Raw genomic sequence first — 23,603 nt, 5'->3', positions numbered from 1 at the left:
GCTGACGGAATATTTACCAGAATTAATAATGCAATTGTTTAAACTTTTTTTCCGGCCCTCCTTTTTGGCGATGCTTCTTTTACCCTATAAAAATTGGTGTCTGCATCAGCCTAAACAAATCAAAACAAATAGGCCGCCAATTTTTAGGCGATAAAAGAAGCATAGTGTAAAGCATAAAATAATAAGTTTAAACAAGTTAAATAGGCATGGTGATTTTTAAAAGCAATTTTTTAAAACTTTTAAAAACTTTAAAATATAAATTTACTTATTAAGATAACGCAAGCAATTAGCAAAGCCTTAATCCTGTTCATCTTATTATTTCGTTCTGATAAGTGCTGGGTGCGAAGCGTATTTGAACAAGCAAACTAAATTTTTTTATCATAAAAAGCTATGTCTGGAATTAACAAAGTAATATTGGTGGGGCATTTGGGCAAAGATCCTGAATACAGGCATCTTGAAGACGGTGTGGCGGTGGCAAGTTTTCCGCTGGCTACATCAGAAATTGTTTTGAGGGAAGGAAAACGGACCGAAATAACCGAGTGGCATAACGTGGTTTTGTGGCGCGGCCTGGCCGATGTGGCCCAGCAACTGCTTACAAAAGGCAAACTGGTTTATATCGAGGGCAAACTGAAAACCCGTTCTTTTGAATCGAGGGAAGGGGTTAAAAAATTTACCACCGAAGTAGTGGCCGAAAACTTTAAACTGTTGGGCCGAAAAACAGATTTTGTAAGCAGCGAAGAGTTGGAAAACGCAAAATTTTAAGTAAAAAGGCCAGCAAAAATGCTGGCCTGGTTTTTTTATCCTTTTTCCTGGTTTGGGTTTGGTTCCAGGGCCTCGTCATCATCGTTTGGTGTAACTGTCGGGATTTCTCTTGCAAGTTCCTCGTTATCTTTCCCTTTTTCCGCTTCGCCCGAAGCTGGTTTATTTTCCTGGTCTTGGTTTTCTGGCGCTGTTTCCATGTTGTTTGTTTGTTAAGTATTGCTCTAACACGAATAATTTACCTGATTGTTTTACCAGAAATAAAATCCCAAATTTTTGGCACCGGTTTAAATTGATCAGGAAAATACCAATGCTTCTTTTACCCTATAAAAATTGGTGTTTGCACAATTTAAACAAACCGATACCAGGCAATGTCAATTTTTAGGCGGTAAAAGAAGCATTGAAAATAAATTTTTAAACGGGCCTCAAGCTTGTTTTCTTATCTCCCCAACCGGGAAACAAAATCAACAACATGGGGATTTAATTACAAGTAAAAACATTTTTTAAAACCGGAAAAGCGGTAGCAAACAGGTTGATTTCCCTGATCCGGAAACTGAATGTAGAAACGCCTTGCTGGTTGTTTTCCTGTTGTTTCATCGAGTCGCATTGCAAGCGAACACGGTCGTCCCAGATTTCAACTTCAAATACAAAAAAACCTTTTTCCTGCTGGTTTTCAAACAGTTGCATATCCTGGTCAGGGGCAGTTACTTCAATCGTGTCGCCAATTTTGAAACTTGCAGGATAATTGAATGTTAAAGGAACGGAAGTACCGTTTGATAAATTTTGGATAGTTGTGTTGCTGATTTTATCCATTGTTTTTGTGCTCATAATGCTTAAATTTTTAATGTTTATAAAAGCTTAATTGCAATTATGAATCCGTTTTGAATTGAAGCTGAAAAAAGAAGATGAACGAATATGCCGATACTGTTTTTACCGGCATAAAAACAGTATCGCATTTATTAAAAGCACTTTCAAATTTTATTTTGGCTAAAGCCAATATAGCATGATGCAACCACGGCCTAAAGGCCGTGGCAATTTAAAAACCCTTTTTTACGGTATTTTTTTATTAAACTTGTTTAAACTTTTATTATTCATTACGTTCATTTACAGATGTTTATTAAGAAACACACCCCTAACCCCTCTCGAGAGGGGAAATATGGTGCCTACCTTTCCAGTGTTTAGAAAGGCGTCGTTTGCAGGTTCCCCTCTTGAGAGGGGCAAGGGGTGTGTCCTTTGTTTTCATGCCATAAAAGAAGCATCCGAAATTAAGTTTCAACACCGATACTGTTTTTATCGGCATAAAAACAGTATCGCGTTTTTAAGATTGGATTGAGCAGTTCAATTCACAAATGATCCAAATTTTGTTTTCAATGAAAAAACTAAACCAGTACGGCCGGATTTTTTATTTGCCGGATGAACGCCGGTATTCCGTTTAAATAATCTTTTTCAGAAGCCAAAAATTTTACAAAAGCACTGCCTACAATTGCGCCGTTGGCATAAGCGCAGGCTTTGGCAAAAGCCGCATGGCCGGAAATGCCAAAACCTATGACCGTTGGGTTTTTCAGTTCCAAATCTTTGATCCGTTTAAAATAAAGTTCTACATTGTCCGAAACTTCGAGGTTTTTGCCGGTTATGGAAGATGAAGAAAGCAGGTAAATAAAACTTTGGCTCAGTTGGTCAATTTTTCTGATCCGGTCTTCCGAAGTTTGCGGCGTAACCAAAAATATATTGCTCAGGTTGTTTTCGATAAAATAAGGTTTGTACAAACTTTCGTATTCGTACATCGGCAAATCGGGGATAATAACGCCATCTACGCCAACTTCCACCGCTTTCTGACAAAATTTTTCCACACCAAATTGTACCACCGGGTTAAAATAACCCATCAACAAAATCGGGATGGTAACGCGCTGGCGCAACGTTTTTAACTGTTCAAACAGTACGTTCAGGTTCATGCCGTTTTCCAAAGCTTTTTGCGAACTGTTTTGGATGACCGGCCCATCGGCCAAAGGATCAGAATACGGGAAACCAATCTCCAGAAAATCGGCACCTGCTTTTTCCAAAGCTTCGGCAATCGCAACCGTTGTGTTTAATTCGGGGAAACCGGCGGTATAATAAATGGACAAAAGGTTTTCTTTTTTGGTGGAGAAAAGCTGGTTCAGCCTGTTCATGGATGTTGGGTTGATATTAAAAGAAATGGCAATACTGTTTTTATCGGCATAAAAACAGTATCGGATTTTTATATTGATTTGTTAGAATGGGTTTGCTCAATGTTTTGTCATCCTGAACTTGTTTCAGGATCCCTTTTGCCTGGTTGTAACCTTTTCTGATGAGATGCCGAAAAAATTTCGGCATGACAGTCCAGCTAAAATCCGAAGTGGTTGATGTAAGTATTGAGGTCTTTATCGCCGCGGCCGGAAAGGCAAACCACCACCGTTTCATCACCTTGAAAGTTCATTTTTTTCAATTGCGCCAAAGCGTGTGCGGTTTCAATCGCCGGGATAATACCTTCCAAACGCGAACATTCCAGGCCGGCTTCCATTGCTTCGTCATCGGTTATGCTAACGTATTGCGCACGTTTGATTTTGTGCAAATGTGCGTGCTGCGGGCCAATCCCGGGATAATCCAACCCTGCTGAAATGGAGTAGGGTTCTACCACTTGTCCGTCATCGGTTTGCATCAAAATCGTACGGCTTCCATGCAAAACACCTTCGCGCCCCAAATAAGTCGTCGCGGCAGATTCGCCCGAATCCACGCCTCTTCCGGCAGCTTCCACAGCTACCAATTTTACGCTTTCTTCATCCAAAAAATGGTAAAACATGCCCATCGCATTGCTGCCGCCGCCAACACAGGCCAGGGCATAATCAGGCAGTTCTCGTCCGGTTTGTTCCAGCAATTGTTTACGGGTTTCTTTGGAAATGATAGACTGAAAACGGGCAACCATTTCGGGATAAGGATATGGGCCAACCACCGAACCGATGATGTAATGTGTGTCTTCCGGGTTGTTGATCCAGTCGCGCATCGCTTCGTTGGTGGCATCTTTCAGCGTTTTACTACCAGAAGTTGCCGGGATAACGGTTGCGCCCAGCATTTTCATCCGTGCCACGTTTGGCGCCTGGCGTTCAATATCAACCTCGCCCATATAAACCACGCATTCGATATTTTTAAGCGCACAAACCGTTGCCGTTGCCACGCCGTGCTGGCCTGCTCCGGTTTCGGCAATGATCCGGGTTTTGCCCAAACGTTGCGCAAGGAGAATCTGGCCGATGGCATTGTTAATTTTGTGCGAACCGGTATGGTTTAAATCTTCGCGCTTAAAATAAATATTGGCACCGTACAAATCCGAAGTACGTTTGGCAAAATACAAAGGCGAAGGGCGGCCCACGTAATCACGCATCAACTGGTTAAATTCATGGATAAAAGAAGCATCCGTGGTAATTTCCAGGTATTGCTGCCTCAGTTCTTCAATATTCGGGTAGAGCATTTCGGGGATATATGCGCCGCCGAAATCGCCGTAATAACCTTGTTCATCAACTCCGTATTTCATCTTTTTAAGGTTTAGATGGAGGGAAACGATTGATCCTGCGCTTTGATCAAGGCAAAAGCCTCCTCCAGTTTTTTAATATTTTTTAGTCCGGGCTCGTCTTCAAATTTGCTATTCAAATCCAAGCCATAAAAGGCCGGGTGTTTAAATTCTAAAACAGAACTTAGGTTTTCATTGCCCAAACCTCCGCTGATAAAAAATGGAACGTTCAACGTATAGTTTTCTAAGACACGCCAGTCAAAACTATTGCCGGAGCCGCCATAAACGGTTGTTTTGGTATCGAACAAAAAGTAATCAACCTTATTTTCGTATGCTTTAAGCAGATTGAAGTCGAAATGTTCGTCCACGCCAAAAGCTTTGATCACTTCAACCGTTTTTCTTAAAGCGGCGCAGGTTTCTGCAGATTCGCTTCCATGAAGCTGCACGGCATCCAAATGGTATTTTTGGATGAGGCTTTTGATGGTGCTAAAGTCTTTGTCCACAAAAACGCCTGTTTTTTTTGCCGGTAAACGAAGCTCCGTCAAAGCTTCGTTTGGCTCGTAACCCACAAAACGCGGCGAATGCGGATAAAATATTAAACCTAAGTAATCCGGCTGCAAAGCGGCAACTGCTACCATATTATCCGGATACTTCATTCCACAAACCTTAATTTTCATCGCCCTTTATTTAATTGGTCAACAATGTTTTAAAACTGTTTAAAGCTTTTTTGCTGCGCAAAGATACGTTTGCTTCGTCAAAACTTTCGTCAAATGATTTTTCGGGATGGATTGTTTTGATGGCCATCGCCGCGTTGCACAAAACGACATTGGTTTGCGCTTCGGTTGCTTCGTTGTTTAAAACCTGCATAAAAACTGTCGCCGCTTCCGGGACGGAATGGCCGCTGCTGATTTCGGCTGAGTTTAATTTATCAAAACCAAATTCGGCCAGTTTACAAATCTGTTCGCCCTGGTTAGAGAAAACCTTAAAATCCGAGGTCAGCGAAATTTCATCATAACCATCCAACGAATGAACAATGGTGTAATTTTTATCTGTCTTTTGGTACAAATACGCGTAAACCCGTGCCAGTTCCAAACTAAAAACGCCCACCATCTGGTTTTTTGGTTTTGCGGGATTGACCATCGGCCCAAGCATATTAAAAAAAGTTTTTACAGCGAGTTCTTTGCGAATGGGTGCGATGACTTTCATGGCCGGGTTAAACAAAGGCGCATGCAAAAAACAAATCCCAGCCGTTTCGATGCTTCTTTTAAGGCGGTCAATTTCGTTTGTAAACTGATAGCCCAGATATTCCATCACGTTGGAAGAACCGGAACCGGAAGAAACGCCGTAATTGCCGTGCTTTGCAACCTTGTACCCCGCACCGGCAACCACAAAAGACGCCAGGGTAGAAATGTTAAACGTGTCTTTACTGTCGCCGCCCGTTCCGCAAAGGTCAACCAGGTTTTCGGTTTCCAGGTTCACCGGCACACAAAGCTCGAGCATCGCATCCCGGAAACCTTCCATCTCGTCAATCGTGCTGCTGCGCATACAATAAGCCGTGATAAAAGCCGCCATTTGCGAAGGGTTGTACTGGCCACGGGCAATATTGATCAGAATATTTTTAGCTTCTTCTTTGGCAAAACTTCGGTTTTCAAATAAATGGTTGAGTATGGCTTTCATGTATGGTTATTACTGCCCAAAGCTAAGGCAATTGAACGGATAAACACAAGGAACACAAAGGTAAAAACGGGTAAGCCACGGTCAACAAAAATAGGTCGGTAAAAGAAGCATGGCGATTTTAATCTTTGCGCCGCGGATAATTTTGCTTCTTTTACGATACTTTTTTATAAATGATTTTTTAATTTATGCCCACCAATTTTATAGTGGTAAAAGAAGTATGGCTATAAGTTTGTTCAGACTTTTGTTTATATTAGAACAGAAATATTTACAAAACCGATCAATTCATCCCCCTAACCCCCTTCGAAGGGGGAAAGAGAACCAGGGCGGACATCTTTCCATTTCCAAATTTCTAAAATTTAGAAAGGTAGGCGACAGGCTTCCCCGCTTTGAAGGGGGTTAGGGGGATGACCTTGTTTTTACCGATAAAAGAAGTATCTAACATTAAACTAAAGTTGTTTAAACTTAATTTCGGATGCTTCTTTTATGGCATAAAAATAAAGGACACACCCCTTGCCCCTCTCAAGAGGGGAACCTGCAAACGTCGCCTTTCCAAACGTTGGAAAGGTAGCAAGCCATGCTTCCCCTCTCGAGAGGGGTCAGGGGTGTGTCCTTTAATGTCCTTTAATAAATAGCTGTAATGAACGATGTAATGAATAATAAAAGTTTAAACAACTTAACTGCAGAAACAAGTTTAAACAACTTCAACACATAAAATGCCGAAAACAAAATTTGCCATGCAGGACGATCTGGGACTAGGCCTGCAACCGGTTGTACAAAACCAGCGCACCATTAACCGAGACGGGACTTCCAACAGCCGCCGCACCGGCTTGCCTTTTTTCCGCACGGCCGATGTGTACAACGGCTTAATCAATATGTCGTGGGCAAAGTTTAACCTGCTTGTTTTTGCGGCTTATATTATACTCAATGTGTTTTTTGCGTTGGTTTATTTGCTCATCGGTATCAAAAACCTGGACGGGCTTAAACCCGGCGGTTCCGGTTTTCAGCATTTTATGGATGCTTTTTTCTTCTCGGCACAAACCATTTCTACCGTTGGTTACGGGCATATCAGCCCGTCTGGGTTGGCGGCCAGCACGGTTGCCGCGCTCGAATCGCTGGTTGGTTTGCTCAGTTTTGCGCTGGCCACCGGGCTGTTGTACGGGCGTTTTTCCAGGCCGACGGCCAAAATCAGGTACAGTAAAAACATGGTTGTTGCCCCTTATCATGATATTACGGCGTTGATGTTCCGGCTGGCCAACTTCCGCAGCAACCAGTTGATTGAGCTGGAAGTGCAGGTGATGCTGACGTACAATGCTGTAATTGAGGGAAAAGCGGTACGCCAGTTTGTGCCGCTGGAACTGGAAAGAAACAATATCAATTTGCTTACATTAAGTTGGACCGTGGTACACCCCATTACCGAAGACAGCCCGCTTAAAACGATAGACCTCAAATTTTTGCAGGAAAACGAAGCCGAGTTTATTGTGATGCTGAAAGCTTTTGATGACAACTTTTCGCAAACGGTACATTCCCGCACCTCCTACACGGATGAAGAAATTATTTGGGGCGCCAAATTTTTGCCTGCTTTTGCCCGCGATGAACGCGGTGTCCATGTTTTGGCTTTGAATAAAATTGACGACATGGAAAAAGTGGTGTTGGAGGGACAGGTTAAGGGTTAACCCCAGGCCATTCAGGTAAAACAGGACCCGGTTAATAGCTTACATGCACAACTTTTAATATGAGTATTTACAATCCCGAATCTTTACCCCTATTTGAAAGAAGTATTATGGCAAATACACCTGTAAATTTTAAAATTATTAGTAAAACGGGCAAAACATCCCAATTTTATTAATTTTTTTTGCAATAAACTTTAATAATCTTAGTTTTACTCACTACTTTTAACAGAATTTAACATTTAAAACTAAACTAATTTATTCAAAACATGAAAAAACTTCTACATGTATGTACGGTTTTCCTGCTGTTGTTTGCTGCCCAGGCCTACGCACAAAACCGTACGATTACCGGTACAGTTACGGCTAAGGAGGATGGGTTGCCGCTTCCGGGTGTAAGTGTGCGGGTACAAGGGACGACAATTGGCACGGTAACGGGTGTTGACGGGAAATTTTCCATCAGCGTACCTTCCAGAAACAGTAGTTTAACATTTACCTTTATTGGGTATGGTACGCAAACAATACCTGTCGGATCAAATACGACTATTAATGTTACTTTAACCAGCAGTAGCCGTCAGTTAGGGGAAGTTGTGGTAACCGGAGCTTTGGGTTTAACCAGGACACGTAACCAACAATCTTATGCCGCTCAGCAAATATCCGGAGATGAGGTAAATAAAACCCGTAATTCAAATTTTGCAAGCGAACTTTCCGGTAAAGTATCAGGTTTAGAAATTCGTCAATCCAACAGTTTGGGCGGTTCTACTAATGTGGTACTACGCGGTGTAAAATCAATTAGTGGCAATAACCAAGCTTTATTTGTGGTTGATGGCGTACCTTTTAGTAATGGAGGGCTTAACAGCTCATCATTAAACCCAAGCGATCAAAGAACAGGAAGAGGCGGATATGATTATGGCAGCCCTGCTGCAGATATAAATCCTGATGATATTGAGTCAGTTACCGTGTTAAAAGGTGCTGCGGCTACAGCGTTATATGGTTCTCAGGGAGCCAATGGTGTAATTTTAATTACCACTAAAAAAGCTAAAAAGGGACTTGGTATTGTAGTTAATGCAGGTGTTAGCGTTTCAGGGATTGATAAATCAACCTTTCCTAAATACCAAAAAGAATATGGAGGAGGCTACGGCCCCTCTTATGAAGATGCAACGGGTAGGTTTCTTTTTCGTAACCCGAATGCTGGTTTTGCTCCAGTAAAAGCTACAGACCCAAACGGACGTTTAGTTGACCCTTTAAGTGAGGATGCTTCCTACGGTGCCCGATTTGATCCTAACCTACAAGTTTATCAATGGGATGCATTTACGCCTTCGTCACCCAATTATGGTAAAGCCACACCATGGGTAGCTGCTGCACATGACCTTTCTACTTTCTTTACCCATCCGGTTTCCGACAACCAAAGTATATTTATAACCAATGGTACAGATCAAGGTTCGTTTAAGTTAGGCTATACGCGTGATAACCAGAATGGCATTATGCCGAATAGTAATATTCTTAAAAATAGTATCAATTTTGGAAGTACCTATAATGTAACCAATAAACTAAGTGCAGGTGCCAATATTGATTATACCAATACTGTTGGTTTAGGCCGGTACGGAACAGGCTATCAGTCTGATAATATTTTGAACTCTTTCCGCCAATGGTATCAAGTCAACAATGATATCCAGGAATTAAAACAGCAGTATTTTGCATCAGGTGGAAAGAACGCAAGCTGGAACTTTGCTGACCCTACAAACCTTACCCCTATTTATTGGGACAATCCTTATTTTATCCGCTACCAAAACTACGAGTCAGATACGCGTAATCGTTATTTCGGCAATGTATTTGCCAATTATAAAGTTACCGATTGGATTAATATATTAGGCCGTGTTACCGTTGATAATTGGACACAATTACAGGAAGAAAGAAGGGCAGTTGGTGCTACAGGCGTATCTTCTTATACCAGAAGAGATTTAAGCTTTAATGAAACCAATTATGATTTAATTGCGAATGCAAATAAAGATTTGAATGAAGATTTTAATTTAAAAGCTGTTTTAGGTACTAATATCCGTAAACAACGTTTTCAGTCTTCAGCTCCGCCTATAGGGCCGGGTTTGCCAGGAACCTCAACTAACGGTGGTTTAGTTGTTCCCGGCATTTATGCCATAAATAATTCTTTGAATACGCCTATTCCACCCGTGGAAACAGATGCAAGAAGAGAAGTAGATGGCATTTATGCCGAAGGTACTTTAACCTGGAAAAGACTACTAAACATAGACGCAACCATCAGAAGAGATGTTTCTTCTACATTACCCGCCGGAAAAAATGAATATTATTACCCTTCAGTAGCAGGCGGATTTATTTTTTCCGAATTGCTGAAGCAATACAAGTGGTTGTCTTATGGTAAGTTAAGAGGTAATTTTGCAGAAGTGGGTAGCGATGCAAACCCTTATAGTTTAACTAATACTTATTCTTTAGGCTCAGCTTTTGGTTCTATACCGCAGGCTAATATTTCTACTACCCAAAACACTCCAAATTTAAAACCTGAACGTACCAGGAGCACAGAGGGCGGGCTTGAACTTCAGTTTTTTGGTAGCCGTTTAGGATTAGACGGCAGTTACTATGTTACTAAAACTATTGACCAGCTAATAGCAGTACCGGTATCAACGTCAACAGGCTATTCTTATAAATACCAAAACTCTGGTACGGTACAAAACAAAGGCTTGGAATTATCTTTAAACGGTACACCGCTTAAAACTAAAGATTTTTCATGGCGCATGGATGTTAACTTTACCAGAAACCGGAATAAGTTAATTGCTACATACCAAGATGCAAGCGGTAACCAGGCAGACAATTTAGTTTTAGCTTCTCTTCAGGGCGGCATATCAATCAATGCTACTTTAAACCAGCCTTTAGGAACAATACGGGGAACTGATTTTGTTTATACTAACGGGCAAAAAACAGTAGGTGCTGACGGTCTATATCTTAGGTCATCTAATTCAAACCAGGTGATTGGAAATTATAACCCGGATTGGGTGAGTGGTGTTAACAATACTTTTAAATACAAAAACTGGTCTTTAAGCTTCCTTGTAGATGTTAGAAAAGGCGGCAGTGTATTTTCATTAGATACCTATTATGGTATGGATACTGGCTTATACCCTGAAACAGCGGGGTTAAACGATCTTGGAAAACCTTCAAGAAACGCACTTAATGATGGTGGTGGTGTTATTTTACCCGGTGTAACTGCTGACGGTAAACCTAATACTATAAGGGCTGATAATACTGGAACAGGTTTGTATGGGTATGAAAGTAATCCTAACAAAGCTTTTGTTTATGATGCAAGTTATGTTAAATTAAGGCAAGCATTATTAAGCTATTCATTCCCATTAAGCGTTGTTAGTAAATTAGGCCCCGTAAAAGGAATAGATTTATCGCTAATTGGAAGAAACTTGTGGATCATCCACAAAAATCTTCCTTATTCCGATCCTGAAGAAACTTTAAGTTCGGGTAACTTTCAAGGTTATCAAAGTGGTGCAATACCCACTACCAGGACTTTTTCTTTTAATGCAAGGTTCAGTTTTTAATTAAAAAACTATATGAAAAAAATATTATATGCAATGTTGCCGGCCCTTCTTTTTACAACAGCCTGCAAAAAGGGGATAACAGATATTAATGTTAACCCAAAATCACCGCTTATTGTACCTTCAGCAACAGTTTTTACCAATGCTGAACGTGTACTTACAAATACGGTAACGTCCTCAAGTGTTAACCTGAATATTTTTCGGTTAATTGAACAGCAATGGCAGGAAACAACTTATACCGATGAATCAAATTACGATATCAATACCAGAACTATTCGGGATGGTATCTGGAATGCATTATACCGGGACGTGCTTAAAAACCTTGAACAGGTGAAAACGCTGGGTGCAAGCGAAGGTTTAAGTACTACTAATTTGAACACAAACAAAGCAATTAGCGATGTACTTGAAGTTTATACTTATTATTATTTATTAACTACATTCGGAAATATACCTTACACCCAGGCGCTAAATGATAACGTTTTGTTTCCAAAATACGACGACGCAAAAACAGTATATTATGATTTATTAACCCGTTTGGATGCTGATGTTGCCATACTCAATACAGGTTCAAGCAGTTTAGGCCCTGCTGATATCATTTATCGTGGCGATGCTGCAAAATGGAAGCTTTTCGCTAATACACTTAAATTAAAAATGGGTATCACTATTTCAGATTTGGATAATGCAAAAGCAAAAACAGTAGTTGAATCTGCAGTGGCTGCCGGAGTATTTTCTTCAAATTCCAATAACGCTTATTTTCAATATTTAAGTGCACCGCCTAATACCAATCCAATTTGGGTTGATTTGGTACAAAGCGGTAGAAAAGATTTTGTTGCCTGTACAACTTTAATGAATCAGTTAAAAAGTACAAATGACCCTCGCTTACCTTTGTATTTTACCACAGACGCAAGCGGTGGTTATTCTGGCGGTACTCCCGGAAAAAGAAGTAACTATGCAACTTTTTCCAAACCAAGCACAACTATTACTGCGCCTGATTTTCCCGGAATTTTGTTAAGCTATTCAGAAACTGAATTTAATTTAGCGGAAGCTGTAGAAAGAGGCTATAATGTTGGAGGAGATGCAGCAACCCATTACAACAATGCCATTACGGCATCTGTTCTTGAGTGGAAAGGAACAACAAATAGTGCAGAATTATATATTGCACAACCTTCTGTAAATTATCTTACCGCCAGCGGCACTTATAAACAAAAAATAGGGATCCAAAAATGGATAGCCTTGTATAACAGAGGTTGGGATGCATGGATTGAACAACGCAGATTGGATGCCCCTGTGCTTGTTGCCCCGGCAACTGCATTATCTGCATTTCCTGTTCGTTTTACTTATCCTGTAAATGAAGGAAATACAAATGGTGCTAACGTATCAGCAGCCGGTACTGCCATTGGTGGCGATGCTGTTACTACTAAACTTTTCTTTGATAAATTTTAAATACCGGTTTTATTAAAAAATAGGCTATCTGTAATCAGGTAGCCTATTTTTGTTTTCATGGTTTTATTTAAAAACATCTATATAATTTGTTGTTGATTGCAAAAACTAATCGCCCAAAACCCCAATCTCCAGCAACTCCTCCAAAACCGCCACCAACTCGTTCACACATTTATCCGCATTGGTTTTGCCATGGGCCGGAAAAGCAATGGCTTTGGTATAGGCAACAGAATCTATCCCAGATAAGCGAATCGCTTCCAACACTTCTTTTTCCAAAACCTTCATCACCGTGATCACCACTTTCGGTTGCAGCAAAACCAGCAGTTTGCTAAAGGGTTTAATGCTGAAGAAATTCTTAACGGCTTTTAAATCCCCATAAGCATAGCTAAGTTCTTCTTTCGCCGCCTAAATATGTTGAATTTTTTAAGGTAAAAAATTTGTTAATATTACAAACAAGTTTGAGAGGCTGTTTAAATTTGTATCATAAAAAATTGCAATGCTTCTTTTATGCCTATAAATTTAGTGTGCCTGAATATTGGATTAGTCCAAAAACCACAAAAAGACAATGGTTTTTATGTGGTAAAAAAAGCATGGCAACTAAGTTGAACAAAAATTTATAATGCTTCTTTTATGCCTGTATATCCTGTTTTTAAAAAATATATGCTGATACAAAAAGCACAATGAGCCACTGATTTTTATGCGGTAAAAGAAGCATAGGGAATATATTGAACAAGTATTAAACAAACCCTCAATTTATTTTGATACTTCGTTTATCACCTAAAACCATTAGGTTTCCTTGCTTTTTTATCAATACAGAATGAAGTTGTTTAAACTTTTAACTGCCATCATCTTATTATTTGTTCAGTTTGATAAAGGACACACCCCTAACCCCTCTCGAGAGGGGAAGCATGGTTTGCTATCTTTCCATCGTTAAAAAGGTAGGCGACATATTTCCCCTCTTGAGAGGGGCAAGGGGTGTGTTTCGCTTAGATATTTAAAAAAACATAAGGATAAATACCTGAACAAAAAGTTTAAACAACTTCAATATCAAACCAAATTTATAGGCATAAAAGAAGCATTACAATTTTCCAAAAAAAAAATCAAACAGCTTAAAAACTTTTAATACGCCCTCACCAGTAATTAATAATTATTTTTTAACTTTACTTCCCAATTCTATTGAATTTAAAAACTTATCTAATTTTAACTAAAAACATGAAAAAACTTCTACATGTATGTACGGTTTTCCTGCTGTTGTTTGCCGCTCAGACTTATGCACAAAACCGTACGGTTACCGGTACAGTTACGGCCAAGGAGGATGGGTTGCCGCTTCCAGGCGTAAGTGTGCGGGTACAGGGGACAACGGTTGGTACGGTAACGGGGACAGATGGAAGGTATTCTATCAGTGCGGCTAACAATAATGTGCTTGTGTTTACTTTTATCGGTTATACTGTTCAAAATATACCCGTTGCCGGTAAATCAATTATTAATGTTTCCTTACAAAGCAGCAATACACAATTGACTGAAGTTATTGTTACAGCTTTGGGTATCCGAAGAGAGAAAAGAGCTTTGGGATATTCTATACAAGAGGTAAAAGGTGATGATTTAGTTGCCGCAAACCAATCTGATGCCATTGGAGCTTTAGCCGGCAAGGTTGCCGGTGTGCAAATTACCTCATCAGGAGGTACGGCGGGCTCTGCAACTTATATCCAATTAAGAGGCACAAACTCTTTAACAGGGAATAACCAGCCTTTATTTGTAATTGATGGTATGCCTATTGACAATTCTCAAAACCAAACCACAGACCCGTTACAAGGCGGCACCCCGATTAACAGAGGTGCTGATATTAACCCTGACGATATAGAAAGTGTATCAATATTGAAAGGGCCTTCAGCTGCTGCGCTTTATGGTATCCGTGCAGCTAATGGCGCCATTGTAATCACTACTAAAAAAGGTGCAGCCGGCAGGGTACAGGTTGATTTTAATGCCGGTGTATCGTTTGATGTGGTAAACAAACTACCAAAACTTCAGCATGAATATATTAAAGGCCTAGACGGAACTATTCCTTCCAATACATCTACCAGCCGTTATTCCTGGGGTGCTAAAGCTGATACCTTGTTCAGGACTGGTGTTCCAAACCAATACGATGTAAATGGGAATATTGTAGGTAAATCAAATCCGTTAGCGAAAGTACCCTTTACACCTTATGATAACCTGAATAATTTTTTCAGGACCGGAGCTACATTTAACAATTCAGTTGCAGTTAGCGGTGGCAGTGATATTGCCACTTATAGGGCTTCTGTTACCAATGTTTACCAAAATTCTATTGTTCCTACCCAGTATTATCAAAGAACTTCTGTTGCTTTCTCAGGTCAGTTAAACGTGTCAAAAAAGTTGAGGGCTTCAACCAACATGACTTATACTTCAAGCGATGGAAATATTGCACAACAAGGAAGTAATCTTTCAGGTATCATGCTTGGTTTAACCAGGACACCCATATCATTTGATAACTCTTTTGGACGAAAAGACCCTACCGACCCGGCTGCTTATCTATTTCCGGACGGTACACAACGATCCTATAGAAACGGAATCTATGATAACCCATTTTGGACAATTAATCAAAACCCTTTTACCACCAACCTTAACCGTATAATTGGCAACATCCAGTTAGATTATAATATTGGTGGTGGTTTTAGTGCCTTATACCGCTTAGGTACTGATGATTATCAGGATAACAGGCATCAGTATTATGAAATCCAATCAGGTGCTTTTCCGGGCGGCCGCGTAATTGATGATCAATACAGCTACAGAAGCCTTAATTCGGATTTAATTTTAAGTTATACAAAAAAATTGGGATCAGATTTTCAATTTGACGGGAAAATAGGAAATAACTTTTTTGGCACTAAGCTTAATAACTTATATACAACCGGCGATGCTTTAGTTGCACCGGGTTTTAACAATGTAGCTAATGCCAGTACGGTAATAGCCAATAATTTGATTACACCGTATAGAACTGTTTCTGCTTACTATGATTTAAATTTAAGTTATAAATCTATATTATATCTGGAAACAACTGGCAGAAACGATTGGGCATCAACTTTGCCAAAAAACAACAATTCGTTTTTTTATCCATCCGCTAACTTAAGTTTTGTATTTTCTGAGTTAGGTGCATTAAAAGATAACGATGTGTTAAGCTTTGGTAAACTTCGCCTTTCAGCAACCCAGGTAGGAAATGCCCCCGCTGCATTCCAAACAAGCAGTTTTTATGCACCAAGTAGTTTTGCAGACGGCTATACAACAGGTATAGCTTACCCAAGCAATGGTTTGGCAAGCTATGGTTTAACGGCTAACTTAGGCAACAGCCTTTTGAAGCCCGAAAAAACAGTATCTTACGAAGGAGGCCTTCAATTGCAATTCTTTAAAAACAGATTAGGAATTGATGCAACCGTGTACCACAGTAAAGGAACAGACCTGTTGGTAAATGCTCCAATATCAGGCTCTACTGGTTATACATCTATCACTTTAAATTCCGGATCGGTTAGGAACAACGGATTTGAACTGTCAGTAAATGGCACACCCGTAAAAAGCAGGAATTTTACCTGGGGTTCTTTTGTAAACTTTAGCCTAAACAGAAGCAAAGTACTTGAATTAGCACCCGGAGTTAACCAAATCACTTTGAATGGTTTTACCGGAACATTAATTGCACAACTGCCAGGGGCACCTGCTGCAAGTATTTATGGTTTTGGCTATACCCGTGATAATAACAATAATATTGTGGTAAGCGATGCAAAACAGGTTGATGCCAATGGCAAGGTAACCAACGTTCCGCATGTTAGTGGTTACCCTATCAGTAATACCAACGATCAAAAAATAATTGGTAATACTAACCCTAAGTTCCGTATGGGTTTTGGCAATACGTTTACTTATAAAAAAGTATCTTTATATGGTTTAATTGACTGGAAGTTTAGGGGAGATATTTGGGACGGTACACGTGGCTCATTAGCGGCTATTGGTACATCTGATCTAACTTCTAACAGGAACACGAATAAAATTTTTAACGGAGTTTCAGGACATTTAAATGCCAGCGGCAACTTAGTACATTATGCAGCAGACGGTAAAACAGAATTACCAGGCGCAGGCGCTGTAAATGCGCTCAATGTACCGTTAGACCAAGTTTGGTATCAGGGTAATGGTGGCGGTTTTGGTAATCTTAATGAGGAATTTATTGAAGATGGTTCTTTTGTTAAATTACGTGAAGTAACTTTATCGTATGACTTTAAAGATTTGATTTTTGGAAAATCAGCCACCTTTATTAAAGGGTTTTCCCTTGGTGCATTTGCCCGTAATGTCATTATATGGACACCGTATAAAGGCATTGACCCTGAAACCAGTTTAACAGGTGCAAGCCAGGCCCAGGGCATTGATTATTTTAACAACCCCGGAGCATCAAGTTACGGTGTTAATTTAAAAGTTAGGTTTTAATTAGATAAAACTATAAGACATGAAATTAAAAGTTAAAAATATATTTATCAAGGGATTTATGATGCTTACGATTGGCGTTGTATTTACCGCTTGCAAAAAAGGGTACTTTTATCCGGGGATTAATGATAATCCTTCCCAGTTGCAAAAACCAATCGCTACAAATTTGCTCCCCGGCATTATTCAAAGTACCGGATACGAGTGGAATGGCGATGCTTCCCGTTTTACCTCCACCTTTATGCAACAGGTTACCGGTGCTGCCAATCAGTCTGCATTAGCCAATACTTATGCCGTATCTACTGATGACGTTAATAATATGTGGACTACCGGTTTGTACGGCGGCGGTATCATGAACAATGCCAATTCCCTGATAAAAATCGCTGATGCTGCAAACCAGGCACATTATGGTGCAATTGGAAGGATAATGATGGCCAACGCTTTAGGGTTAACTACTGATCTTTGGGGAGATGTTCCTTACACAGAAGCATTTCAGGGAACTGCAAATTTGCAACCACATTATGATCCGCAACAATCTATTTATGCAACGCTTGATAAATTATTAAGTGATGCCATTACGCTGGCTGCCAAAACGGAAACTACAGCGCAACCCGGAGCAGATGATGTACTATATAGTGGCAATATGGGCAAATGGGTTCGGTTTGCACATTCATTAAGGGCTAAACTTTATTTACATTTGGTAAAAATAGACCCCGCTAATTATGATAAAGCTTTAGCCGAAGCGGCGTTAGGTTTTACATCAAACACTGATGACGCTGCGGTACCGTTTTCCGGAGCAAGTGTAACTTCGCAAAACCCATGGTATCAATTCTACAATCAGAGAAGCGGAGACATAGCTTTTACCGGTTACATATATGATTTATTAGCCGGAACAGCAGACCCTGCGGAAGTGCCTGCCAAAGATCCCCGTTTAGCTGTTTACAGCGATGGCAACGGAGGCTTAGGCACTTTATACGGCAGTGCTAACTCTGCCGTATATTTGCTTAGTTATGATGAGTTGATGTTTATCCAGGCAGAAGCTCAATTTCAAAAAGGAAATAAGGCTGCCGCCGCTACAGCTTATAACAATGCCGTAAGTGCAAATTTGACAAGAACTGTTGGCAGCAGCGCCTATGCCGGTACTTATACTAAAACAGCCGCTAATATTACCTTAAAAGATATTATGGTACAGAAGTATATTGCCAACTTTTTAAACCCGGAAACCTGGACAGACTGGAGACGTACCGGTTATCCGCAGCTTACTCCAAACGCTAGTGGCGTACTAAATGGCCAAATTCCAAGAAGCTTACTGTATCCATCCGGCGAGCAAAGGTATAATGCAAATGCACCCAAAAACACCAGTATGTTAAAAAGGGTTTGGTGGGATAAGTAAATAATTTTACCTTTTTTATCAATGCTATAACAAAAGCGGGCTATTTTAAATAGTCCGCTTTTTTATTTATTAATTTTTACTTCAAAAAGAACCTGTTTAAATTTCTATCGAAGTTGTTTAAATTTTTTGTTCAGGTATTTATCTTTGAGCCTGTTTAAATTTATAAGAGAAAAAATGATGATGCTTCTTTTACCCTATAAAAATTGGTGTACATTTCAATTTGAATAAATCAAAACTAAATGTTACAATTTTTAGGTGATAAAAGAAGCATCTGAAAATATATTGAGCAAATTTTAAACAGGCTCTTTATGTTTTTTTTAAATTTAGAAGCGAAACACACCCCTTGCCCCTCTCAAGAGGGGAAGCACAGTTTGCTATTTTTCTAACGTTAAAAAGGTAGGCGCCATATTTCCCCTCTCGAGAGGGGTTAGGAGTGTGTCCTTTATCAAACCAAACAAATAATAAGATGATGGCAGTTAAAAGTTTAAACAACTCCATCATAAAAATCTATAATGCTTCTTTTATGCCTATAAATTTGGTGTGCCAAAATATTTTACGGGTACAAAAACCACAAAAAAGACAATGGTTTTTATGTGGTAAAAGAAGCATGGCAAATAAGTTTAACAAAATTTAATCAGGCTCTAAGTATTTGATCAGGAAATTTTTCCTGAAAACCCTTTTATCGAAATATTCAAAAACTAATCGCCCAAAATCCCAATCTCCAGCAACTCCTCCAAAACCGCCACCAATTCGTTCACACATTTATCCGCATTGGTTTTGCTATGGGCCGGGAACGCGATGGCTTTGGTATAGGCAACAGAATCAATCCCGGACAAGCGGATGGCTTCCAACACTTCTTTTTCCAAAACCTTCATTACTGTGATCACAACTTTAGGTTGCAGCGAAACCAGCCGTTCGCTTAAGGGTTTAATGCTGTCGGTCCTTACCTGTTTTCTAAATTCTATGGTTAGCCCATTGATCATGTCCGGACATAAATAATCTACATAACAGCCGTTTGCTTTAAAAAACTGAAGAAAATCTTCGTGGCTTTTAAATTCCCCAAACACTTGGCCGAATGCTTCTTTTACCGCCCTAAAAACATTGGAGTTTTTGCGGTAGAAAAACATATTTCCGGGTTGTACGGCTTCTTCCACAAACAAGATTTGTATATTTTCCGGCTGGTAAGGCTGCCTGGTTTGGTTTAACGCTTCTGTCATATCCTTTTAAAATGGATTTGGCGGTTTAATGTTTTTAAGGCCTCACCCTAAATTCATGACCAAAAGAGAGGCGCTTAAAATACAGCAATCACAAAAAAAAGCCTTTAATTTATACCGGTAAAAACAGCATCTTGCAGTACCCATTTAAAAACTTTCGGACATGAAACTGCAATCACGAAGAAATTTCATCAAATCTACTGCTGCGCTGGCTGCCGGTGCTGCATTGGTTCCTGTTCCGGCTTCCCCAAAACCAAAACCCTCCCCTGCTGTTGCTGCTTCCATGTATAACTCGCCTAATTTTAACGGTAAAGTTTTTGTTAACCCCATCCCAACGCAAACCGGTCTGTCTTCCAGTATTTTTAAGGTTTTGGCAGAATATACCAAAGACCACACCAACCGTACGCCGCGTATCCCGCCCGGCCCTTTCCCGGTTGACCTTCCGCTATTAAATACATTGCCGGAAAATACTTTGCGCGTAACGTTGATCGGCCATTCTTCTTTGTTGATCGAGATTGACGGAAAGCGGATTTTGACAGACCCGGTTTGGGCAAAACGCGCTTCGCCTTTTCAGTTTTTTGGCCCGGAACGCTTCTTTCCCGCACCAATTGCTTTAAAAGATTTGCCGCCAATTGATGCCATCATTTTGTCGCACGATCACTACGACCATCTGGATGAAGCAACCGTAAAAACATTGGGTAAAAGAAGCATCCCTTTTTTCTGCTCGCTGGGTGTTGGCCGGATTTTGGAAAATTGGGGCATCAGCAAAAACCAGATTACTGAGTTTGACTGGTGGCAGGAAAAAGAAATCTGGCCGGGTTTTAAACTGGCTGCTGCTCCGGCGCGCCATTTTTCGGGCAGAGGGATTACCAACAGAAATACTACGCTCTGGGCTTCCTACATCATCAAAGGCCCAACCCATAAAGTTTATTTTGGTGCCGATTCGGGCATCCACCCGCTTTTTAAAACCATTGGCGAAAAGTACGGCCCTTTTGACATTGCGATGCTGGAAATTGGCGCGTACAACGACCTTTGGAAAGACATCCACATGGGCCCAGACAATGCTGTAGATGCTTTTCTCGCTGTAAACGCCAACCTGATGATGCCCATCCACTGGGGCACTTTTAACCTGGCTTTTCATACCTGGACACAACCGGTAGAGAGATTATTGGAATTGGCTCCGCAGAAAAAAATCCAACTGTTAATTCCGCAACCCGGAGAAACTTATACCTACAATGGCAAGCCTTATGTGAACAAATGGTGGGAAGCTTTTAAATAAAAATGGACCCTAAATTTTTAAAAGCTTATTGCTCGGAGTTTGTGGGTACGGCTTTATTGGTTTTGGTCGGCTTATCGTTTGTGATTTTTGTTAACGGGAAAGGTTCGCCGGTGCTTAAACTTATCCCGGATGCTGGCCTGAGAAGGGCAATTTCCGGTTTTTTATTTGGCACAACCGGCTGCCTCATCACCATTTCCCCGGTGGGCAAAATCAGCGGTGCGCACATTAACCCGATGGTAAGCATTGCTTTTTGGCTGCGAAAAAACATGCAGTTTAAAAATATGCTTGGTTTTGTTGTGGCACAAATGGCAGGTGCCGCGCTTGGCTGCGTGCCTTTACTTTTTTGGGGAAAGCAAGGTTTAAGTATGGATTACGGCATTACCATACCAAACGGGGTCAGTGCTGCTTTTATCGGTGAAATTTGGACAACTTTTGTGCTGATTGCCGTCATCCTGTTTTTTACCAGCCATGATAAACTGAAAAACTTTACGCCTTTTATGATGCCCGTCATTTATTGCATCATGGTTTATGTAGAAGCCCCCGTTTCTGGCACCAGCACCAATCCCGCCCGTAGTTTTGGCCCAGCGGTGGTTAGCCATGTTTGGTCGGGCTACTGGCTCTATTGGGCTGCGCCGCTTATCGGGACGATGATTGCAGTTTTGGTTTTTAACGTGGGCTGGCTGAAACATTTAAGATCAGAAGTGGCTAAATTATACCACTTTAAAAAACACCAAAACATCAGCAAAGATTTGTAAATAACAATACTTCTTTTAACGCTATTTTGACGGCTTTCTTTGCTGCACTAATTTTTTGCCTGTAAAAGAAGCATCGTTAAATGGATAAGTATTATTATAATGAGATTAGAAATTTTTGGCCCAAAGAACCAGTAATTTGCAAATCAGGGCAGGCATTAGTTTAACTTGTCCGTACGGTTTGAGATGCTTCTTTTATCACCCAAAAAACAAGGGGCACGTTATATTTTTATGCAGCACCGGATGACGAAAACAAAAATTCTTAATGCTAAAAAAAGCATGATTGTTTTTTGTCCTATAATTTTAAATAGCTTTACAAAACCTTGCTGTTTTTTAAGGGATAAAAGAAGCAGGGCCATTAAAAGCCAAACAAATTTAAACCGATGAAAAAAAGCTTACTTGCGCTGGCGTTCATGTTTTTAATGACCGGCACACATGCACAAACAAACAGCTATCAACCCTCGCCGCAAAATACAGCAGCCAGAAAATGGTTTACCGATGCAAAATATGGCATGTTTATCCATTGGGGCCCGTTTAGCATTCCGGGTTCGGGCGAATGGGTGATGAACAACAGGAACATCACGGTAAAAAATTATACCCGGCTGGAGCGTTTTTTTAACCCGGTTGATTTTAACGCCGCAAACTGGGTAAGCTTGGCCAGGCAGGGCGGCATGAAATACATCACTTTAATTACCCGCCACCACGACGGGTTTAGTATGTGGGATACCAAGTATTCTGATTTTAACATCATGCACACGCCTTACAAAAAGGATATTGTAAAGCAAATGGCCGATGAGTGCCATAAACAAGGCGTTAAACTTTTTTTATATTACTCGCTGCTGGATTGGAGAAGGGACGATTACCAATATTGGACGGGCAGGACCGGCAAAGGCACCGGACGGACAGAAAGAGGCAACTGGAATGATTATATTACATTTATGAAAAACCAGTTAACAGAACTTTTAACAAATTATGGCACCATCGGCGGGATTTGGTTTGATGGTTACTGGGACCAGATGGACGAGGAAAGTAAAGGCCGGAAAGATAACGACACCCGCGTTGACTGGCATATCCGTGAAATTTACGACCTGATTCACCGGCTGCAACCGCAATGCCTAATTGGCAATAACCACCACATGTCGCCTTTACCCGGTGAGGATTTTCAAATGTTTGAACAGGATGTGCCCGGCGAAAACACAAGCGGGTTAAGTTTTCAAAAAATCTCCGGCCTTCCGCTGGAAACCTGCGCCACCATTAACAACAGTTGGGGGTTTAACCTTACAGACACTACCTATAAAACACCAGCACAGCTTGTTAACCTTTTGGTAAGATCGGCAGGAAACGGGGGCAATCTTTTACTTAACATCGGCCCAATGCCTAACGGCGAGATCCAACAGGAATTTCAGGACCGCATTAATTGGATGGGCACTTGGTTAAAAACTTACGGCGAAAGCATTTATCAAACCAAAGGCGGTTTCATCAGGCCGCAAAAATGGGGCTGTTTAACGCAGGTATCCGGAAAGGTATATGTACACCCTTTAAATCCCGAAGGGAACAGCCTTACCCTGGAAAACTTTCCTTATAAACAAATCAAAAAGGCATATTTGCTTAAAACAAAGCGTCCTGTAAAAGTTGGCCTCCAAAATAAAAATTTATTATTAGAAGTGCAGCAGCCCACAGCAGAAGACCCTGACCAGGTAATTGTACTGGAAGTTGGAAATAAATAATCTGGGGGTTTTAGGTGAACATGATATTTGGAAAAATGAGCCCTTTAAGGCTCATAAATTTATGCCAGACCAACTTTTTGGCTGTAAAAGAAGTATCGTGGCAATTGAACCAATGCTTCTTTTACCACCTAAAAAT

At 40.6% G+C, this 23,603-nt stretch carries 17 protein-coding genes; 9 read left to right on the top strand and 8 right to left on the bottom strand.

Annotated elements, in window-relative coordinates; genetic code table 11:
* The first annotated feature begins 390 nt into the window (after positions 1–390).
* Positions 391–762 (top strand): single-stranded DNA-binding protein, encoded by a 372-nt coding sequence (locus V5804_RS07660; protein ID WP_369590794.1) that lies wholly within the window; start codon positions 391–393, stop codon positions 760–762.
* Positions 763–797: 35 nt separating this feature from the next.
* On the opposite strand, the gene V5804_RS07655 is transcribed toward V5804_RS07660, so the two are convergent.
* From V5804_RS07655 to trpD, 6 genes are all read right to left on the bottom strand, one after another.
* A complete protein-coding gene (locus tag V5804_RS07655; RefSeq protein WP_369590793.1) occupies positions 798–959 on the bottom strand; it encodes a hypothetical protein in 162 nt (53 codons plus the stop codon).
* Positions 960–1,239: 280 nt separating this feature from the next.
* Entirely contained in the window at positions 1,240–1,587 is a 348-nt protein-coding gene (locus V5804_RS07650; RefSeq protein WP_369590792.1) for a hypothetical protein, read from the bottom strand.
* A 551-nt stretch (positions 1,588–2,138) separates the two neighbouring features.
* Positions 2,139–2,927, bottom strand: coding sequence for a tryptophan synthase subunit alpha (gene trpA, locus V5804_RS07645; protein WP_369590791.1), 789 nt, complete (start codon positions 2,925–2,927; stop codon positions 2,139–2,141).
* A 194-nt stretch (positions 2,928–3,121) separates the two neighbouring features.
* Positions 3,122–4,303, bottom strand: a complete 1,182-nt coding sequence (trpB, locus tag V5804_RS07640) for a tryptophan synthase subunit beta (RefSeq protein ID WP_369590790.1) — start codon at positions 4,301–4,303, stop codon at positions 3,122–3,124.
* A gap of 11 nt (positions 4,304–4,314) precedes the next feature.
* The gene (locus V5804_RS07635) at positions 4,315–4,956 is read right to left on the bottom strand and encodes a phosphoribosylanthranilate isomerase (protein ID WP_369590789.1); all 642 of its coding nucleotides are present in this window, start codon (positions 4,954–4,956) and stop codon (positions 4,315–4,317) included.
* 10 nt (positions 4,957–4,966) lie between these two features.
* The gene (trpD, locus tag V5804_RS07630; protein ID WP_369590788.1) at positions 4,967–5,956 is read right to left on the bottom strand and encodes an anthranilate phosphoribosyltransferase; all 990 of its coding nucleotides are present in this window, start codon (positions 5,954–5,956) and stop codon (positions 4,967–4,969) included.
* 713 nt (positions 5,957–6,669) lie between these two features.
* Between trpD and V5804_RS07625 the strand changes: the two genes are divergently transcribed.
* From V5804_RS07625 to V5804_RS07615, 3 genes are all read left to right on the top strand, one after another.
* Entirely contained in the window at positions 6,670–7,629 is a 960-nt protein-coding gene (locus V5804_RS07625) for an ion channel (RefSeq protein ID WP_369590787.1), read from the top strand.
* A gap of 263 nt (positions 7,630–7,892) precedes the next feature.
* The gene (locus tag V5804_RS07620; protein ID WP_369590786.1) at positions 7,893–11,192 is read left to right on the top strand and encodes a SusC/RagA family TonB-linked outer membrane protein; all 3,300 of its coding nucleotides are present in this window, start codon (positions 7,893–7,895) and stop codon (positions 11,190–11,192) included.
* Positions 11,193–11,204: 12 nt separating this feature from the next.
* Entirely contained in the window at positions 11,205–12,632 is a 1,428-nt protein-coding gene (locus V5804_RS07615) for a SusD/RagB family nutrient-binding outer membrane lipoprotein (protein ID WP_369590785.1), read from the top strand.
* A 105-nt stretch (positions 12,633–12,737) separates the two neighbouring features.
* On the opposite strand, the gene V5804_RS07610 is transcribed toward V5804_RS07615, so the two are convergent.
* Positions 12,738–12,944 (bottom strand): hypothetical protein, encoded by a 207-nt coding sequence (locus tag V5804_RS07610; protein ID WP_369590784.1) that lies wholly within the window; start codon positions 12,942–12,944, stop codon positions 12,738–12,740.
* 897 nt (positions 12,945–13,841) lie between these two features.
* Here V5804_RS07610 and V5804_RS07605 point away from each other — a divergent pair.
* Together V5804_RS07605 and V5804_RS07600 are read left to right on the top strand one after the other, a co-directional pair.
* Complete coding sequence (locus V5804_RS07605; RefSeq protein ID WP_369590783.1) at positions 13,842–17,108, top strand: SusC/RagA family TonB-linked outer membrane protein; 3,267 nt, start codon at positions 13,842–13,844, stop codon at positions 17,106–17,108.
* 19 nt (positions 17,109–17,127) lie between these two features.
* A complete protein-coding gene (locus V5804_RS07600; RefSeq protein ID WP_369590782.1) occupies positions 17,128–18,495 on the top strand; it encodes a SusD/RagB family nutrient-binding outer membrane lipoprotein in 1,368 nt (455 codons plus the stop codon).
* Positions 18,496–19,193: 698 nt separating this feature from the next.
* On the opposite strand, the gene V5804_RS07595 is transcribed toward V5804_RS07600, so the two are convergent.
* Positions 19,194–19,712, bottom strand: a complete 519-nt coding sequence (locus V5804_RS07595; protein ID WP_369590781.1) for a hypothetical protein — start codon at positions 19,710–19,712, stop codon at positions 19,194–19,196.
* 160 nt (positions 19,713–19,872) lie between these two features.
* On the opposite strand from V5804_RS07595, the gene V5804_RS07590 reads away from it, so the two are divergent.
* The 3 genes from V5804_RS07590 (at position 19,873) to V5804_RS07580 (ending at position 23,467) form a co-directional block, all read left to right on the top strand.
* Positions 19,873–20,988, top strand: coding sequence for an MBL fold metallo-hydrolase (locus V5804_RS07590; protein ID WP_369590780.1), 1,116 nt, complete (start codon positions 19,873–19,875; stop codon positions 20,986–20,988).
* 2 nt (positions 20,989–20,990) lie between these two features.
* Positions 20,991–21,743 carry an MIP/aquaporin family protein gene (locus tag V5804_RS07585; RefSeq protein WP_369590779.1) on the top strand — a complete coding sequence of 251 codons (753 nt, stop codon included), beginning with the start codon at positions 20,991–20,993 and terminating at the stop codon, positions 21,741–21,743.
* Between the two features lie 380 nt (positions 21,744–22,123).
* Complete coding sequence (locus tag V5804_RS07580; RefSeq protein WP_369590778.1) at positions 22,124–23,467, top strand: alpha-L-fucosidase; 1,344 nt, start codon at positions 22,124–22,126, stop codon at positions 23,465–23,467.
* Positions 23,468–23,603: the final 136 nt, after the last annotated feature.

It is taken from the genome of Mucilaginibacter sp., from assembly GCF_041088075.1.
GTDB lineage: Bacteria > Bacteroidota > Bacteroidia > Sphingobacteriales > Sphingobacteriaceae > Mucilaginibacter_A.
This window is presented reverse-complemented; position numbering and strand designations above follow the sequence as displayed.